General features: G+C 53.9%; 13 protein-coding genes. 2 read left to right on the forward strand and 11 right to left on the reverse strand.

What is annotated here, in order from left to right:
- Positions 1-23 precede the first annotated feature (23 nt).
- The 9 genes from ACI6NM_RS04455 to ACI6NM_RS04495 form a co-directional block, all read right to left on the reverse strand.
- On the reverse strand, positions 24-1,340 hold the full coding sequence (locus ACI6NM_RS04455; protein WP_262428039.1) for an amidohydrolase: 1,317 nt from the start codon (positions 1,338-1,340) through the stop codon (positions 24-26).
- Positions 1,341-1,417: 77 nt separating this feature from the next.
- On the reverse strand, positions 1,418-2,392 hold the full coding sequence (locus tag ACI6NM_RS04460) for a nucleoside hydrolase (protein WP_262428040.1): 975 nt from the start codon (positions 2,390-2,392) through the stop codon (positions 1,418-1,420).
- Between the two features lie 16 nt (positions 2,393-2,408).
- Complete coding sequence (locus tag ACI6NM_RS04465) at positions 2,409-3,341, reverse strand: ABC transporter permease (protein ID WP_022274213.1); 933 nt, start codon at positions 3,339-3,341, stop codon at positions 2,409-2,411.
- Positions 3,342-3,344: 3 nt separating this feature from the next.
- Entirely contained in the window at positions 3,345-4,466 is a 1,122-nt protein-coding gene (locus ACI6NM_RS04470; RefSeq protein ID WP_022274212.1) for an ABC transporter permease, read from the reverse strand.
- Positions 4,463-5,992 (reverse strand): ABC transporter ATP-binding protein, encoded by a 1,530-nt coding sequence (locus ACI6NM_RS04475; RefSeq protein ID WP_337425352.1) that lies wholly within the window; start codon positions 5,990-5,992, stop codon positions 4,463-4,465. Before ACI6NM_RS04475 ends, ACI6NM_RS04470 begins: the two co-directional genes overlap by 4 nt.
- A 95-nt stretch (positions 5,993-6,087) precedes the next feature.
- Entirely contained in the window at positions 6,088-7,275 is a 1,188-nt protein-coding gene (locus tag ACI6NM_RS04480; protein ID WP_262428041.1) for a BMP family ABC transporter substrate-binding protein, read from the reverse strand.
- Positions 7,276-7,412: 137 nt separating this feature from the next.
- The gene (locus tag ACI6NM_RS04485) at positions 7,413-8,789 is read right to left on the reverse strand and encodes an MATE family efflux transporter (RefSeq protein ID WP_262428042.1); all 1,377 of its coding nucleotides are present in this window, start codon (positions 8,787-8,789) and stop codon (positions 7,413-7,415) included.
- Positions 8,790-8,792: 3 nt separating this feature from the next.
- Complete coding sequence (locus tag ACI6NM_RS04490) at positions 8,793-9,722, reverse strand: nucleoside hydrolase (protein WP_262428043.1); 930 nt, start codon at positions 9,720-9,722, stop codon at positions 8,793-8,795.
- A 16-nt stretch (positions 9,723-9,738) separates the two neighbouring features.
- Positions 9,739-10,638 (reverse strand): ribokinase, encoded by a 900-nt coding sequence (locus ACI6NM_RS04495; RefSeq protein ID WP_262428044.1) that lies wholly within the window; start codon positions 10,636-10,638, stop codon positions 9,739-9,741.
- Positions 10,639-10,955: 317 nt separating this feature from the next.
- On the opposite strand from ACI6NM_RS04495, the gene ACI6NM_RS04500 reads away from it, so the two are divergent.
- Positions 10,956-12,857, forward strand: a complete 1,902-nt coding sequence (locus tag ACI6NM_RS04500) for a PfkB family carbohydrate kinase (RefSeq protein ID WP_262428045.1) — start codon at positions 10,956-10,958, stop codon at positions 12,855-12,857.
- Between the two features lie 71 nt (positions 12,858-12,928).
- Positions 12,929-14,017, forward strand: coding sequence for a sugar kinase (locus ACI6NM_RS04505; protein ID WP_262428046.1), 1,089 nt, complete (start codon positions 12,929-12,931; stop codon positions 14,015-14,017).
- A gap of 33 nt (positions 14,018-14,050) precedes the next feature.
- Here the strand turns inward: ACI6NM_RS04505 and ACI6NM_RS04510 are convergent, their stop codons facing one another.
- Together ACI6NM_RS04510 and ACI6NM_RS04515 are read right to left on the reverse strand one after the other, a co-directional pair.
- Positions 14,051-16,348 (reverse strand): SpoIID/LytB domain-containing protein, encoded by a 2,298-nt coding sequence (locus tag ACI6NM_RS04510; protein WP_262428047.1) that lies wholly within the window; start codon positions 16,346-16,348, stop codon positions 14,051-14,053.
- A 9-nt stretch (positions 16,349-16,357) separates the two neighbouring features.
- Positions 16,358-17,623: an AI-2E family transporter gene (locus ACI6NM_RS04515; RefSeq protein WP_022274204.1), complete on the reverse strand. Its 1,266-nt coding sequence runs from the start codon at positions 17,621-17,623 to the stop codon at positions 16,358-16,360.
- Positions 17,624-17,631: the final 8 nt, after the last annotated feature.

A 17,631-nucleotide genomic window follows, 5' to 3' on the forward strand; every position in this document is an offset into this window, starting at 1 on the left:
TGGCCCTGGGGCAGATAAAACTGCTACCGGATGTCCGCATACTTTACAGACTGTTCCCTAAATTCCTTCATCATTCCGTCCAGAGCCTTCCGTTCTGCGGAAAGGTCTGCAAAGCGCAGCCTGTGGCCTTTTACCAGTTGTCTGCCATCCACCCAGACACTGTCCACGTTGGAAGCATCTGCCGAGTATACGATGGCCGAATAGGGATCATAGACCGGGAACATGTTGACCGACTCCGTTTCGATCAGGGTCAGGTCCGCCCGCTTTCCAGGCTCAATGGAGCCAGTCTCCTTTTCCGCCCCCAGGACTCTGGCTCCCTCAATGGTCCCCATGGCCACCACATCCCTGGCAGTGAAAATGCTGCGGTCATGATACCGGGTCCGCTGGAACGCAGGGATCATCCGGAACTGATGGAACAGATCCAGGGTATTCCCCGAGGACGGTCCGTCAGTCCCCACGCCAACGGCCACTCCTGCCGCCTTAAGGTCCCGGAGCGGACACACTCCCTTCCCCGATTTCGTATTAGAACCGATGCAGTGGGAGATCTTTGCCCCGGTCTCCCGGAAGATCTCCACATCCCGGTCTGTCATATGGATGCAGTGGGCTGCGATGGTCCTCTCTCCCAGGACTCCCAGTCCGTAAAGGAACTCGGCCGGCGTCTGGTCGTATTTTTCCCGGAACATTTCCAGCTCATAATCCATCTCGCTCACATGAAGCGTATAAGGAACATCATACCGTTCCGCCAGCTCATAGGCTGCCTTTAAAACCTCCGGCGGGTTTGTATTTGTAGCATGGGGAGCCACCACAGGCCGGATCCGTTCATGGCCCTTCCACTTCCGTATCAGCTCCTCACACATGGCCAGGGACTGGTCTGTATTTTTACTGTCACACGTCTCCATATCGATAATGGTCTGTCCCACATACGCCCGGATCCCCATTTCTTCACAGGCTGCCGCCACCTGATCTTCAAAATAATACATATCCAGCACCGAGGTAACGCCGGAAAGCAGAAGCTCGCAGACGCCGTACCGGGTGCTCTGGCCGATCAGCTCCCGGTTCATGGCCTCCAGCTCCAGCGGGAATAAAAACCGCCTCAGCCGGTCCGGACAGTCGTCTCCCAGGGACCGGAAGGGGATCATGGGGATATGGCAGTGGGTATTGATCATCCCCGGCATCAGGATCCCGTTTTTTCCGTCCACTGTCCCGTCCGCGTCTGCCGGCCCCTCCCCCTCTCCTGTCTCCAGGATCGTGTTCCCTTCCAGGACCACATATCCGTTTTCATAAACATGAAACTGTTCGTCCATGGTGACCACCGTCACATGATTGATCTTTGTACGCATATGATTCTCCTTATAAAAAGAGGCCGGGGCCGTACAGGCCCTATGGCCTGAAACCGGCTCCCGGCCCTGTTTCTCAGCTAGTTCATTTCTTTATACGATCTTACTGTATCAAACAGCACTTCCCGGAACCGCTTCTGGTCAAATTCCATGGCCACTTCCACGTTGCCGGAGGTCTTGTATTTATTCCAGCATTTTTCCCTGGAGATCTCCTGCTCCGGATCTGTGCCCATAAAATCACGCCAGTCGCAGACGGTCATGCCCCTTGTGAACTCGCCCTTTGTTTCCACGTCCACCTGGGTCCGGATGCTCTTTGTGATCACCTGGTCATCCACCCACCAGGCCACTGCACAGGCGTCGCAGATGGAGGTAAAATCAGAATTTTTCACAGAAAACTCCAGGATATCTGCGGCAAAGTCTCCCACCGTGCCGCCGATGGCCCTTAACTGCTCCACATCTGCCATGTCCATATGGTTCTGACGCGTCAGGTTCAGCCCTGCCATTTTAATGGGGATCCCCGACTCAAAGACGATCTTTGCAGCCTCCGGGTCCACCAGGATATTAAACTCCGCAGCAGGAGTGGCGTTGCCGCTGGTGGCGGAGCCGCCCATACAGAGGATCTCCGGGATCCGCTTTTTTAATTCCGGCTCCTTTAAGATCGCCTGGGCCACATTGGTCAGCGGCCCTAAGGTGATCAGCGAGATATCGTCGTTTTCCATAAAGGTACGGATCAGGAAATCGGCTCCGTGCTCCTTTTCCAGCTTTTTTTCTGGCTCCCGGATCTCAATATCCCCGATGCCGCCGCTTCCGTGGACCTCTGTGGCCCGCACAAGCTGGTTCAACATGGGCATATCGTATCCTGCATACACCGGGATATCCGGACGCCCGGTCAGCTCTGTGGCGAACCTGGCGTTCCTCTGGGTATACTCCAGTCCCGTGTTGCCGCCCACTGCCACGATCCCCCGCACATCCAGATGGCGGATGCACAGGATCAGGGCGAACATATCGTCGATCCCTGGATCGCAGTCAATGATCACTTTCCGTTTTGTATCCATAATCTTTCTCCTTATGCTACTTCTGGCTGCCCTTCTCGATCTTTCTCTGGCGGTTCATGCGCAGCATACCAAATACCATAAGTGCGATGATGGTGGCTGCGTAGGGGATCATCTCCAGGAACTCCGTGGGGAAGCTGGTCTGGCTCTTTAAGCTGGTGGCCGCTGCGTCACTGAGTCCGAAGAATACGGCTGCAATACCTGCTCCCAGGGGATCGCCGCCTGCGATATTACAGGCAGAAAGTCCGATATAGCCTCGTCCATTGACCATGTTCTTCATAAAGAAGCTTACCCAGCCCATGGACATGAACGCACCGCCGAAGCCGCAGAGCACGCCGGAGATCAGGAAGGAAACGTATCCGATCCTCTTTACATTGATGCCGACAGATGCGGCCGCCCTGGCGTTCTCGCCCACAGCCCGGAGCCGTAAGCCCAGTCTTGTCCTTGTAAGGAAGAACCAAACGGCAAAGATCGAAATGAAAGCCAGGTATGTAAGAACATTATGTCCCGAAAGCATGGGGCCGATCAGCGGGATCTTATTGATCAGCGGAAGCACCACCGTCGGAAGTGTGTACGCCTTGATGGCTGCGGAGGTGGTAGCCTTTTCTCCTGTCAGCAGGTACATAACAAAGACCGTACCTCCTGTGGCCGCCAGGTTCACAGCAATACACGTCAGATAAAGGTCCGTCTTTCCTGACAGGCTGGAGAAGGCGATGACGGCGCCCACCAGGACTCCGATCACCACAGCGCCCAAAAGGCCGATCCATACGTTTCCGGTCATTCCCGCAAACACAACGCCGCCCAGGGCCGCACAGAGCATCATACCTTCCAGGGCCATGTTCATCATTCCGGCCTTCTTACTGATAACTGCTGCCATGCCTGCAAAGATCAGGGGAGTTGACAGCCTTAAAACAGAGTATCCAAAATTACCGATCCAGTCCAGTGTCAGCATTGATTACTCCTCCTTTCCCTTTGAGGCGGCCGATTCCTTTTCTGCCTTTTCCTTGGCAGCCAGTTCCTCTTCTGCGGCCTTATAGATCAGTTTCTTCTTATATCTTCCCATGAATTCCTCTGCCGCCACCATCAGGATAACGATACCCTGGATCACGGTGATGAATTCGATGGGGATATCTCCCTTGGAGTTTACCACGTCCGCACCGATACGGATATACGCCAGCAGGCAGGCTGCCACAGGCACCAGGAGCGGGTTCTTTCTGGCTAAGACCGCCACCATCAGGCCGTCAAAGCCATGCTGGGTGGTAGCGACCCAGTTATAGCGGTCATAGTTTCCAAGGATCTCACAGGTACCGCCCAGGCCGGCCAGAGCGCCGCCGAAAAGCTGGGCGCAGATGATGGTTGCCGTCATATTGATACCGCAGGCCTTGGCAAACCAGGGATTGCTTCCTACGACTCTCATCTTATATCCGAATACCATCTTGTAGAACAGCACAGCCACCAGGATCACGGCGATCAGGGCGATCACCAGACCTGCCTGGATCCGGAACTTGCCAAGGATCTGGGGAAGCTTGGCGTTGTCCGGGATGGGCAGGGAGCCCAGGGAACCGATGGTGGTATCTCTCATGGTATACATCATGATATAGATGGAAAGGAACATGAGGATGCTGTTTAACATTAAGGATGAAACAACGATATTGGCATTGAATTTGGAATCCAGCCATGCAGGAAGGGCAGACACCACAACACCTGTCAGCGCACCGATGACCAGTAAAAGACCGATCATAACGGGTGCAGGAACGCTTTCTCCCAGCTTGATGGCAACCCAGGAGATCACACAGCCGGCAAACATGAAGATGCCCTCGCCGGCCAGATTGAACTTGTTCACCGCATACATGAAACAGAAGCAAAGTCCTGTGAAGGTAAACGGGATCGCAAGGTTAATGATACTTCCTACCCTTCTCACAGATGAGAACGGTCCCAGCACGAACTGCTGGATAATATAGACCGGATCGTCACTGACTGCAAACAGCGTCACCAGGGCCACAGCATAGGCGATGGCAATGGCGGTCAGGATCCGGACCAGCTCAACGGTAAATTCTACTCTGCTTGTTTTATTCATAACAGGCCCTCCATTTCCTCCGGGGTCATGGTCTTAAGCCCCAGCATGTACTCGCCCAGCTCTTCCTCGGAAACCTCGTTGGCTTTTCTGAATGCCGCCACGACCTTTCCCTTTCTCATGACTAAAAGCCGGTCAGAACACTCCAGCACCTCGTTCAGATCTGCAGAGATCAGAAGCGTTGCCGTTCCCTCTTCCCTGGATTTTTTAACGATGGTCTTTCGGATCATCTCGGCCGCGCCCACGTCGATGCCTCGGGTCGGCTGGTTGGCCAGGATGAAATTGGAGCCTGATGTGAACTCGCGGGCAACGACTACCTTCTGGATATTTCCGCCGGAAAGCATACGCACCGGCTCTCTCTTGTCGTCGCAGGCGATCTCAAAATCCTTGATGTACTGGTCCACGATCTCGTCGATATGCTTATGGTTGATGAACAGGCCGTTTCTGTATTCCTTTTTAAAATACCGGTCTGCGATGATGTTGTCCCGGATGGACATATCTCCGGCGCAGCCATACTGCATCCGGTCCTCGGGGATATAGGCAAGGCCCATCTGGCGGATCTCATGGACGTTCTTTCCCTTGATGTCATGGCCGTTTAACTCCACAGTCCCAGAGGAAAAGCTCTCCATCCCGGCCAGCACGTCGGAAAGGGCAGACTGGCCGTTTCCTTCCACGCCGGCAATGCCGATGACCTCGCCCTCATGGATATCAAAGGAAACATCGTCCAGCACCCGCTTTCCGGATGCGCTGTTCTTCACCAGGTTCCGGATCTTAAGCACAGTCTTTCCCACTGTGGGGTCTTCCTTCTCGATCTTTAAGACCACGTCGCGGCCCACCATGAGTCTCGAAATATCGGCCTCGCTCATATCCTTTAAGTCATAGCTTCCCAGGCAATAGCCGTGGCGCAGCACAGTAACGCGGGTACAGATCCGTTTCACCTCTTCCAGCTTATGGGAAATAAAGATGATGGAATGGCCGCTGTTTCTTAAGAGGATCAGCTGCTCAAACAGCTCCTCTGTCTCCTGGGGCGTTAAAACTGCCGTGGGCTCGTCCATGATAATGATCTTGGCGCCCTTGATGAGCACCTTCATGATCTCGATCTTCTGCATCTGGCCGACGGAAAGATCGCTGACCCTGGCCATGGGATCAATATTAAAGTTATATTTTTTCGCCACCTCTTCCGTCATTTCCACTGCCTTTTTAAAGTCAAAAAGGCCGTTCTTCATGGGCTCCACGCCCAGAACCACATTTTCTGCCACCGTCAGGGACGGGATCAGCATAAAATGCTGGTGGACCATACCGATCCCCTTTTCAATGGCGTCCAGGGTATTGAGGATCTTTACCTCTTTCCCATCCATATACACTTTTCCGGTCTGGGGCGTTTCCAGTCCGAACAGTACCTTCATCAGCGTCGTCTTTCCGGCGCCGTTTTCTCCCACAAGAGCCAGGATCTCGCTCTCATGAAGCCAGAACGTGACGTTTTTGTTGGCCACAAAACCATTGTCATAGATTTTGGTAACGTCTTCCATTCTAAGTATTTCCTTGGCCATACCCATCTTCCTCCTATATGGGATCAGCAGGATCGAACGGACAATCCTGCTGACCAAAAATTAATTTTTTTCAGTTATGGAGCCACGGAATCCAGAAGCTGCTGGTACTCTGCCTCGTTGGCAAAATCATAATAGGATTTTACAGTGATCTCGCCGGCAAGGATCTTCTCCTGAGCCTCAGCCATCTTGTCACGGATCTCCTGGGGAACGTTCTGCTGGAAGAATTCATTGTCCACATAGCCAACGGATTTTTCCTTTAAGCCAAGACGGTTTAACTTGCCCCATACATCCTCTCCGTTTTCCACATCCTCAAAGAATGCTACGAAAGAGTCGCCTACGTTCTTTAACATGGAAGTTAAGATCACGTCTGCCAGTTCCGGGTTCTCGGAATCTTTATAGTATGCGTACTGGTCGGAGTCAACGCCGATGGCCCATGTTCCAAGCTCCTTACATGCCTCGAACAGTCCGCCGCCGGAACCGCCGGCTACCTGATAGAATACGTCTGCCTTTTTGTCTCTTGCCTGGCTTAAGCAAAGCTCTTTCATCTTGGCCGGATCGGTCCAGGAACCAACGGAAGCCTTGATGACCTTAACCTCGGGATCATAATCCTGAACGCCGTTTACAAAGCCTGTTACGAAGTCTGCGATGACCGGGTTATCCATACCAACGTTTACGGCAACCACGCCTGTCTCTGTCATACCGGCTGCCATCTGGCCAACCATGTAGGAGCCTTCGTTCTGTGCGTAGAAGATAAACGCCACGTTCTCCGGGATCTCGGACTCATCCTTGGAATCGTCGAAGATGACGAAGCGGTTCTCCGGATACTCCTCGGCTAATTTTAAGATAATGTCGGTGTAAGTGGAGGAAGCCACGATGTAATAATAGCCCTCATCGATGACGTCTAAGATCATGTCCTCCCATTTATCAGCCTTGGACGGGTCGCCAACCTCGATGGTCTTGCAGTCCCAGCCCTTTTCTCTTAAAACGTTCATTCCCACTTCGCCGGAATCGTTGAAGGACTTATCGCCTAAGTTTCCTACTACGTAAGCGATGCGCTTGTTGATCTCCTCGCCGCCCTTGGCAGCTTCGGTCTCTTTGGCGTCATCCTTTTTCTCCGCCTCAGTTTCCTTTGCAGCCTCCTTGGAGATCTCTTCAGCCTTGGATGCCGCTGTGGTCTCCGCGTCTCCGCCGCCTCCGCAGGCAGCCAGGGAAAGGACCATGGCGCCGGATAATACTGCTCCTAATACTCTTTTCAGTCTCATTGTAATCCTCCTTCTTCTTGGTTAAAGATTTTAATTATTTTAATCAGACCATGAGCTCGTCCGATCAGAAATACGCTTAAAAATGCACAATTTTCTTCTTTGATTCTCTGCTTTTTTATTCATACTGCCATTATACATCATCTTGTAAGATTTCGCATCCATTTTTTTGTATGAATTCTCCAGATTCCCACAAATGCCTCGATGGCAATGTTGAACTTGATGATGGATACCACCAGATAGGGAGACAGCCGGAACACAAAGGCGCAGGCAGCCGCCAGGGGAATGGTGAACATCCACATGGAGAAGATATCGCAGATCAGTCCCATCTTCCCATCTCCTCCGGCTCTCAGCACTGCGATCATGCCGGTCATCTCCATACCGGAGAAGGGCCAGATGGCCGCAAACACCAGCATAAAGTTTCTGGCATAGGCCGCCGCATCCGGAGTCAGCACATACAGCCGCGTGAACAGGCCGCCGAACATCAGGGTCAGGAGTCCCATAAGAGTCCCGCTGACCAGGCCGATGAGCACCATGCTGTACGCTTCCTTCTGGATCCTGTCCTTAGACGCCCCAGAGCCAATGGTCTTTCCGATGGTCGTGGAGCAGGAATAGAGGATGGCGTTGGTCACGCAGGCCATTAACTGATAATACACGTTGGCAATGTTGTACCCGGCCACGATGGTGGTTCCCATCTGGCCTGTGATAGAGCTTCCCGCCGTGGTTCCCGTGGACCAGATCAGCTCATGGAACACGATGGGAAGGCCCACCTTCCAAAAATCCCCAAGGAGCCTCCGGTCCCTTCTTCCCAGATCGGAGGGCTTCATGGAAAGCTTCTTTTCCTTCCGGAACAGGAACCGGCATAGGATCAGAAGCTCCACCACCCGGGCGATGACGGTTCCCACAGCCGCTCCCCGGATCCCCAGCTCCGGCATTCCGAAATTTCCAAAGATCAGGCAGAAATCCAGAAATACATTTAACGGATAAGAGATCACATTGGTGGTGAAGGAGACCTTCATCTCCTCAAATCCCCGGCAGCAGGCAAAGATCATGGTACTGACGGCGCAAACCGGATACATGAGGGAGGCGATCCTTAAATACGGCACTCCCAGACGGATCAGCTCCGGATCGCTGCTGTATATCCTTAAAAGCCGTTCCGGCCAGATCATCACCACAGCCGAAAACAGCACGCCGAAAACAGCGATGCTGCGGACCCCGATGGCCACCAGAGTCTTGATGCTCTCCGTATCCCTTCTGCCCCAGTACTGGGCGATCAGTACGCTGCACCCGGCAGAAAAGCCGCTGCACACCGTATAAAAAATGAAAAAGATCTGCTGGGCCTGGGACACAGCGCTCATCTGTACCTGATCGATCCGCCCCAGCATGATACTGTCCAGGGTATCAACGCTGACCCTTAAAAGCTGCTGGAGAATGATGGGAACGGACAAAAGGACGATGGTCCTGTAAAACTGCGGAGAGGTAACGAACATCTCTCTTTTTTCTGCTTTTGCCCCCATGGCTTAACCACACTGCTTCAGGCAGTCCTTGAGCCACTGCTTGAATACGGGAAGATCCAGCTCCATGGCCACGGAAACATTGGGCTTCTTCCCCGTGCGTCCACGCCGGTCTACCATGGTATGGCCGGCCGTGTACTCGCCCTGGCACTCCACATCCACGAAATAATCATGGCAGACCAGGCACTGGGGGCATACGGCCGCAGCCGCAGCCAGAGCGTCGTGCATCAGGGCATCCTCGCCCCCGTCTGCATATCTTCTTATCATATAATCCAGGATATCGGCGGCCAGGACAGCTCCCTTATTTCCAAAGCTCCGGATCTCCTGCTCATCTTCCCGGTTTAAGGCGGCCTTTAAGGTCACATCCAGTCCAACCATGGTCATGGGGATCCCGGAAGCGATTACCAGCTTTGCAGCCACCGGATCCACCCAGATATTGAACTCCGCTGTGGGCGTCATATTTCCGCCGAGGGCAGCGCCGCCCATAAACCAGATATGACGGATCTTTTCCTTTAACTCCGGATACATGCTTAAGGCAATGGCAATGTTGGTCATGGGACCCACCACCAGAAGCTCCAGGCGGCCTTCCTCCTCTTCTGCGATCCTCCGGATCAGCTCCGGAGCCGTTTCCTTTGTGAATGGAACATTTTCTGCCGCCGGAAGGGTCACATCGCCAAGGCCTTCGCTGCCGTGGGTGGCATCATAATATCCGGCTCTGGGATAAAACGGGATCTTCGCCCCCCGGGCCACCTCCACATCCGCGCCCAGGTATCCCACCAGATCCCGGTTATTCCTGGATGTGAAATTTTCGTTTACGTTGCCGTTGACACTGGTCAGGGCCCGGACCCTTATGGCATCAGAGCCAAGGGCTGCCAGAATGGCGATGGCGTCGTCGGTTCCTGTGTCACAGTCAATGATAAATGGTCTCTTTTCCATATTTTCCTCCCGTATCCTACACGCGTTCCCCAATGAACGCTTCCACTGCTGATCGTTCCGGCACACTGGGGGCCGCTCCCTTTTTCGTCACAGCCAGGGCTGCCGCAGCGCTGGCCTGTAAAAGAGCCTGTTTATGGCCCAGGCCTCCGGCGATCCCGGCAATAAAATATCCGCAGAACGTATCGCCTGCCGCCGTGGTATCCACGGCCTCCACCCGGAAGATATCCTGGAAGGACGTCTCCTCTGGATCGCAGTACCAGGCCCCCTGGTCGCCCAGGGTCAGCACAAAGGCTGCGTTCTTATATTTTTCTCTCAGGGCCTTAAGGATCGGAGCCGGTTCCTCGGAATCGGTTCCTGCCAGGATCCGCCCCTCCACCTCATTGAGGATAAAATAATCCACCAGCTCCAGATTGCAGAGGAACACGCCCTCGTCTGCCGGAGATGGGTTAAACGCCACCTGGAGTCCCCGTTTTTTTGCCTCCTCCATGGCAAAGTCAATGTTGGAGATCTCATTCTGCAAAAGGATCAGATCGCCCTTTCCAAAATGCTCAAGCACAGAGGATATGTATTCTCTGGTGATCTTCCGGTTGGTCCCGCCGCAGATGATGATATTGTTCTGTCCGGACTCGTCGATCTGGATCACCGCATGGCCGCTGGCCCCGTCCAGGGTCTCCACATAGCCCGTATCGGCTCCGGCCTCCTTCAGCATGTCCAGAAGAATCCTTCCATCCCCTCCCACGGCTCCGGCATGGTATACCTCCGCGCCTGCCCTGGCCAGGGCCACCGACTGGTTCAGTCCCTTGCCGCCGCAGAATTCCTCATAATCCAGGGCCTGGATCGTTTCCTTGGGCTGGACAAAACGCTTTACCGAATACGTTTTGTCAATGTTTAAAGAACCGAGATTTAAAATTTTCATAGGCCTCGCTCCCGTTTGGTAAAATATTTTCCGAAATCTTTTTCCTAAGCAGATAATATATGTTTTCCAGTTTTCTGTCAACCACTATTGTGGAATTTGCTCTTTATCCCGCTGTTTTCCCCATTTTTATCCATATTTTTGTCAAATTCTTCACAAGTTTTCTGGATTTTTTATGTGTTTTCACCATTTTCTCCGGATCCGGGTATCCCTTCCAGTATTTTTGTGATATCCTAAAAGCAGCCTGGATACCGGGGGGGGTGACAGACATTCCTCTGCCTCCAGGGTCCAGATCGTTTCTTTAATACAGGGAGGAAAAAATGACCATCAAAGAGTTTGCCCTGCTGGCGGGAGTTTCCGTATCGACGGTCTCTAAGATCATGAACGGAAAGGATGCCAGCATCAGTGCCCGGACCAGGGAGCACGTTTTAAAGCTGGCCAAGGAATACAACTATGTCCCTTATGCATCTGCCGCCGCGCCCACGACCCGGACGCTGACCATGGGCGTGATCTTTCAGAATACTGAACACGGAAAACGGCTCGTCTCCAGCATCCTCAAAGAGGCTGCCAGCCTGGGATATTCGCTGCTCCTCCGGGAAAGCGGGGATTCGGTGGATACGGAGCTTAAAAATATCTCCGCCATGGCGGCGGCCCATACGGACGGTGTGATCTGGGAGCCTGTCTCCAGTGACAGCCTTTTTCTGGGGGAAAAGCTGGACCGGGCCGGGATCCCCTATGTGGTCATCGGCCCCTATAAGGGCGCATTTCATATGGATTTTGAAAAAATAGGGGATACAGCCACCGGACTTCTTGTAAAAAAACGTCACGCCTCCATTGCCTGTGTGGCCGGAGACGATTCCCTGGCCAGGGAATTTTTCCAGGGCTACCGGAAACGGCTGTTTGACGAAAAGCTCCCCTTCCGGCAGGAGCTGGTCTTTCCCGATGCCAAAAGCCTTCCCGTAAGCGGGATCCTGAACGGACTGTTCACGGCGGCTGTATTCTTCAGCCAGGCGGAAGCCCTGAAGTTTTATGAGACAGCCCGGAACCTCCAGTATGAGATCCCTGAGGATCTGTCCCTTCTGACCCTCCGGGATGGCAGCTCCGGCGGAGACCTTCCTTTCCTCTCCTCCCTGGCCGTTCCCTTCGATGCCTTCGGTTCCCAGGCTGCAAGGCTTCTGGTGGCACGGATCGAAAAATGGGAGCATATGCCGGAATTTTCCCCGGACTTCCCGTTAAACACAGAGACCACCTTAAGCGTCCCCAGGGATCTCCAGAAAAAAAGGGTCATTTCCATTGGGAGCGTCAACATGGACAACTACCTGGCCTTTGACGCCCTGCCCCACAGCGGACGGACCGTTACCTCCTCGGACTCAGCCACCTACCCCGGCGGAAAATGCCTGAACCAGGCCGTTGGCGTGGCCAGGCTGGGCCACCACGTCTCCGTCATCGGCCGGGTGGGCGGCGACGCCGATTCCGACTCCATCTACCAGGCGGTCCGGGACTGCCGCATTGACAGCAGCGGCCTTCTGCGGACTCCCGGACAAAAAACGGGCCAGGCCTATATCTTTGTCCAGAAAAACGGGGAATCCATGATCTCCATCCTTTCAGGCGCCAACAGCCAGGTCTGTCCCGGCGATATCACAGCCGCTGAACGGCTCTTTGACGGAGCCTGCTGCTGCCTGATCCAGACAGAGATCCCCATGGAGGCTGTACTGACTGCCGCGTCCATGGCAAAACGCTACGGCCTCATGACCGTGCTGAAGCCCAGCTCCTGCGGCCCCCTGCCAGAGGAGCTGTTAAAAAATATCGATGTGGCCGTACCCAACGCCGAAGAGCTGTCCATGATCTGCCCAGGAAAGGGCTCCATAAAAGAAAAGGCCGCCAGGCTTCTTTCCCATGGGATAAAGACTGTCATCGTCACCCTGGGAGCCGGAGGCTGCTGGATCTTCGGTAAGGAAACTGCCTGTCACATTGAAGCCGCCGATTTCCGGTCCGTAGACAATACGGGAGCCGCCGACGCCTTCATCAGCGCCCTGGTTTCCTACCTGCTCTATGGGTTCTCCATGGAAGCTTCCTGCCGGATCGCCTCCTGTGCCGCCGGCTTTTCCATCACCCGACAGGGCGTCACCCCGGCGCTTGTGGATAAGGACACGCTGGAGCAGTATCTGGAGCAGAACTCTCCCTCTCTGATAAAAGAAGCAGACCGGAAAAAAGATCGTTAAATTTTTATTGAAATCTGTCCGGAAGTGGACTAGAATAGAACTATCCTTTAATTCCAAGGAGGAACGATTTTATGGAACATTACAATCCGCTGCTCACTGGCCTGGAAAGCCCGGAAAAGTTCATCACCGTCGGCGAGATCATGCTGCGGCTGACGCCGCCCAATTATGAAAAGATCCGCATGACCTCCACCTTCGAGGCCAGCTACGGCGGCAGCGAAGCAAATATTGCCCTGGCTCTGGCCAACCTGGGCGTGGACAGTACCTTTTTCTCCGTGGTTCCCAACAACAGCCTGGGAAAGAGCGCCATCCGTATGTTAAGGAGCAACGACGTCCACTGCACCCCTGTGATCTTAAGCACGCCGGAGCAGACACCTACCCACCGGCTGGGAAGCTATTACCTGGAAACAGGATACGGGATCCGCGCCAGTAAAGTCACTTATGACCGGAAAAACAGCGCCATCACAGAATTTGATTTTGATACCATTGATCTGAAGGGACTTCTGGAGCACTTTACCTGGCTCCATTTAAGCGGCATCACCCCGGCCCTGGCTCCCAACTGCCGGAAGCTCACCATGGAGTGCTTAAAGACAGCCAGAGAGCTGGGCCTTACTGTGAGCTTTGACGGAAATTTCCGCAGCACCCTGTGGACCTGGGATGAGGCCAGGGATTTCTGTACCCAGTGCCTCCCCTATGTGGACGTTCTTTTAGGCATTGAGCCTTACCACCTGTGGCGGGATGAGGAGGATCACAGCAAAGGAGACGTGAAGGACGGGATCCCCTTCCAGCCCAGCTACGAGCAGCAGGATGAGATCTTCCAGGCCTTCATTGACCGGTATCCCAACCTGAGGTGCATCGCCCGTCATGTGCGCTATGCCCACAGCGGCAGCGAAAACAGCCTCAAGGCGTTTATGTGGTACGAGGGCCATACTTTTGAAAGCAAGCTTTTCACCTTCACCATTTTAGACCGGGTAGGAGGCGGCGACGCCTTTGCCAGCGGCCTGATCTACGCCATGATGCACCACTATAAGCCCATGGACATGATCAATTTCGCCGTGGCCAGCAGCGCCATCAAGCACACCATCCGCGGCGACGCCAACATCACCGACGACGTGGACACCATCCGGAATCTGATGAATATGAATTATGATATCAAGAGATAGAAAAAGGGAGCTGCGTATCACAGCTCCCCTTTTTTACACCACATCTCCAATATCTACGATCTCACATCCGTCATAGAAAAATTTCAGGATCTCCTTATAATTTTTTCCTTTCTTTGCCATCCCCTGGGCCCCGTTCTGGCTCATGCCGGCTCCGTGGCCGTAGCCGCCGCCGTAGATCGTAAAGGCGGTAACGCCATTTTCATCGGTCCCCTGGTTTTCTATGTAGATAAACCCGCTGGGAAGGGTCTCCCACTCTGTGTAGGTGCTGCCGTCCTTCCGGTTGAAGACAAGCCTGGTGTTTCCCAGCACGCTCCGCACCTTGCTCTGGCCGGTGAAAGTCTTGGAGCCCTCTGTGCCCACGACCTTCAGAGCCTTTGCCGCGCCTCCAGGTCCCCGTTCTGTCACCGTAAGGCCCGTGATCTGGCCGACTCCGCCGATCTTTTCTGCCAGGATCTGGCTGTCCGTCTTTGCGTTCCACCGGAACATGGCAAATTCTGAATCGTATGCCTCCACATCCATATTTTTTATGAATGCTCCAAAGGCCTCGTTGGAGGTAAGGTCCATGGGCTTCCTCTTTTCATTGATGGAGACCGCCTTTAAATACGGTGTCGCCGAACCGTCGTTTCCCCACACGGTCCCGTCGGTGCCGTGGCCGCAGGAGGTGGAATAGTAAAGGGCGTCGATGGGCTCCCCATCGTAGGCAGCCATCTGGCCGAAGGTCTCATTGACAGCCGCGTCAGTGGTGTCAAAAACGGAGGTATTATTATACACCTGGAAGCTGGTGCTGTCGTCCACATGGGCGCCGTATTCTGAATACGAGCTTCCCCGGATCTGCCTCCAGGCATAGGTCCTTGCGCAGACGGCCTGGGCCTTTAAAGCCTCCAGCTCATACGTATAGGGCATCTCGCTGGGCACCACCCGCTTCAGATATTCCTCAAGATCTACCTCGTTCAGAAGAAGGAGGCCCTCCTCCTCCCCGGTGATCTCCATATGGCCCGGATACACCGGAGTTCCCTGACTCCGCTCAATATTCCTGACGGTGATCATGCCGCCTTCATTGGCGGACCGGAATACCATACGGCCGCTTTCCAGCCGTGAATCTCCAGCAGAAATGGTCACCGGCTCTCCAGCCGCCACAGACTGGGTCTTTTTATCCTTTTCATCCCCATATTCCAGTACAGCCATGGAATCGCAGACCAGGGTGATCTCCGGATGGAACAGGGACTTGAAATTTGTTGTCATCAGAAGAACGCGGATATTATCGATCTCCGGCTTCTCTGTCGTCAGGGCCGCGCAGATCTCATCGCCGGCCACCACAAAGGTCTGCATATGATAGCCCACCAGGATATCCGATTTCTTCTGCTCCTTTAAAACGCCGTAGGTACGGTAGATCTTAAAGTCCTCTGACAGGGGCACGGTGCCGTAGCCCTCGATCTCGATCTCATCCTCCCTCACCGAAAGGACAGTCCCGGTGATGGTCTCCTTTTTCAGTACCAGGCGGCTGGGCTTTCCGTTTTTCAGATACAGATCCCCGATCTGGCCGGAAATCTCCTCTTCATTCTTAAGGACTCCCCTTACAGGAAATTCCCGCTGGATATTTCCAATGAACACCGTCACTGTATTGCCGGAAAATCCGGATATCCAGGCGTTTTCATATACGATCTCATCGGAGACCACACCCTGGACCTTTATGATCCCATCCTCCCGCACCAGGAGCTTTATGGTCTTATCAATATAGGAATCCAAAGAAAGCCCTTCAAACAGGAACTTTCCATCCTTTGTGTAGGCCGTCCAGGGGGACGCCCCGTCCACATTCCCCGGGGTCCCGTAAAGATCTGTTTCGATCTCCTTTACATTCCCATCCGGATCTGCAAAGGCCCGGAACGCATCATAAAATTCCCAGAACTCCGCTTTATCCACGGCCTTTCCAGCCTTTTTCCCCGCTGCCTCTGTCACATATCCCGCAAGAGAGGGTTCCCCCTCCCCTTTGGCCGCGGTCACCCAGCCGGACAGCTCCCCATAGGTAACGGCCGAAACGGCGCTTCCCTCCGAAGGGTAGCACGTTTCCGGATCCAGATATCCCTTGGCATAGAGATAATCCATATATTTCACATACCATTGGTCCTGCAGCTCTCCCGGAAAAAAGGAAGTCTCCGGACCTTCTGCACGGACTGCGTCCTCACCCGCAAGAGTAAGGGCGATGGCCCTGGAAGCCGCCGCCCGGGACACGCCGTTCCCCCGGGGCTCCATGACCACGATGATGATGAGCAGGGCCACGATCACCGTGGAGATCCCTGCGGTCCAGTTGATCAGTTTCTTTTTTTCGTCCATAGCACCTCGTTATTTCTGTCTGATAAACCTGCCGCTGTCCGCATCGATCTTTTCCAGATCCATATAATCGTCCGTATCCTGCGGGAGATTCTTTTTCCGTAAGAAATGGCACTGGAATTTGGAAAACAGGTCGAACACCACCGCCGTCAGCGGCACAGCGACGATCATGCCCACAAAGCCCCACAATCCGCCGAAGAACAGGATGGAAAACAGGACCCAGAAGCTGGAAAGCCCAGTGGAGTCCCCCAGGATCTTGGGGCCCAGGATGTTTCCGTCAAACTGCTGGAGTACCAGGACCAGCCCCACAAAATACAGGCACTGCCTGGGGCTTATGAGGAACACCAGCACCGCGCTGGGAATGGCTCCTATGAAGGGGCCGAAAAACGGGATCACGTTGGTAACGCCCACGATAACACTGATCAGAAGCGCAAAGGGCAGCTTAAACAGGTTCATCAGGATAAAGCATAGGACCCCGATGATCAGGGAATCGATCAGCTTCCCGATAATAAATCCAGAAAACACCTTATGGATATAGCGGAACTCCTCCACCGTCCCGTTGGCCGCCCGTACCGGAAGGATGGCGTAAACGATCTTTTTCACCTGGGCCGTCAGCGTGTCCTTGATATTCAGAAGATAGACCATGACAATGAGGCCGATCAGGATATTTTTTGCCAGGTTGAAGATGGTGAGCACACTGTTGGAAACTCCTCCCAGGATCTTTTCCAGGCTCTCGAAGCTTCCGATGCTCTGAAGGTGGGGGATCAGATTACTGGAGGACCAGTCCTGCACGGCGATCACCGCCTGCTGGTACACAGAAAGCACCATCTCCTCCAGGGGAGGGTTATTGGCAAACAGCCCCGTGAGCCACTCATACAGGTTCTGGATATACACTGGCATGGTGTTCACGATCCCCGCAATGCTGGAATAAAGCTGGGGGATGATCATCATAGCCAGGCTCACAACGATGATGTACAGAAGCGTCAGGCTGAGGACCGTTCCCACGGTCTTCTGGAGAAACGCCTTTAACTTCTCATTTTTCATTTTCTTTCCCAGCAGCTCGCCCGTAAACCGGACTCCGCCGTTGTATACAGGTGAAAATAAAAACGCCAGCACGGCTCCGTAAATGATCGGAGTCAGGATCGATATGATCCGGCCTCCCAGGGCCAGGATCGCCTTCCGTTCCAGAAACAGGAAGATTACAGCCGTGGCCGCCGCCAGCACCAGCACCGCTGTGATCCCCATATAAAGGTATCTGTCAAATCTGTGGTTTTTCATATCAGTCT

Origin of the sequence: Pilosibacter sp. YYHA0881, assembly GCF_051602715.1 — a bacterium.
Lineage (GTDB): Bacteria > Bacillota > Clostridia > Lachnospirales > Lachnospiraceae > Alitiscatomonas > Alitiscatomonas aceti.

Bases quoted from the DNA above. Each gene is read 5' to 3' on its own strand.
- ACI6NM_RS04460 (WP_262428040.1), bottom strand. From the start codon at position 2,392: ATGGATACAAAACGGAAAGTGATCATTGACTGCGATCCAGGGATCGAC.
- ACI6NM_RS04490 (WP_262428043.1), bottom strand. From the start codon at position 9,722: ATGGAAAAGAGACCATTTATCATTGACTGTGACACAGGAACCGACGAC.
- ACI6NM_RS04515 (WP_022274204.1), bottom strand. From the start codon at position 17,623: ATGAAAAACCACAGATTTGACAGATACCTTTATATGGGGATCACAGCG.
- ACI6NM_RS04510 (WP_262428047.1), bottom strand. From the start codon at position 16,348: ATGGACGAAAAAAAGAAACTGATCAACTGGACCGCAGGGATCTCCACG.
- ACI6NM_RS04500 (WP_262428045.1), top strand. From the start codon at position 10,956: ATGACCATCAAAGAGTTTGCCCTGCTGGCGGGAGTTTCCGTATCGACG.
- ACI6NM_RS04470 (WP_022274212.1), bottom strand. From the start codon at position 4,466: ATGAATAAAACAAGCAGAGTAGAATTTACCGTTGAGCTGGTCCGGATC.
- ACI6NM_RS04485 (WP_262428042.1), bottom strand. From the start codon at position 8,789: ATGGGGGCAAAAGCAGAAAAAAGAGAGATGTTCGTTACCTCTCCGCAG.
- ACI6NM_RS04495 (WP_262428044.1), bottom strand. From the start codon at position 10,638: ATGAAAATTTTAAATCTCGGTTCTTTAAACATTGACAAAACGTATTCG.
- ACI6NM_RS04455 (WP_262428039.1), bottom strand. From the start codon at position 1,340: ATGCGTACAAAGATCAATCATGTGACGGTGGTCACCATGGACGAACAG.
- ACI6NM_RS04480 (WP_262428041.1), bottom strand. From the start codon at position 7,275: ATGAGACTGAAAAGAGTATTAGGAGCAGTATTATCCGGCGCCATGGTC.
- ACI6NM_RS04465 (WP_022274213.1), bottom strand. From the start codon at position 3,341: ATGCTGACACTGGACTGGATCGGTAATTTTGGATACTCTGTTTTAAGG.
- ACI6NM_RS04505 (WP_262428046.1), top strand. From the start codon at position 12,929: ATGGAACATTACAATCCGCTGCTCACTGGCCTGGAAAGCCCGGAAAAG.
- ACI6NM_RS04475 (WP_337425352.1), bottom strand. From the start codon at position 5,992: ATGGAAGACGTTACCAAAATCTATGACAATGGTTTTGTGGCCAACAAA.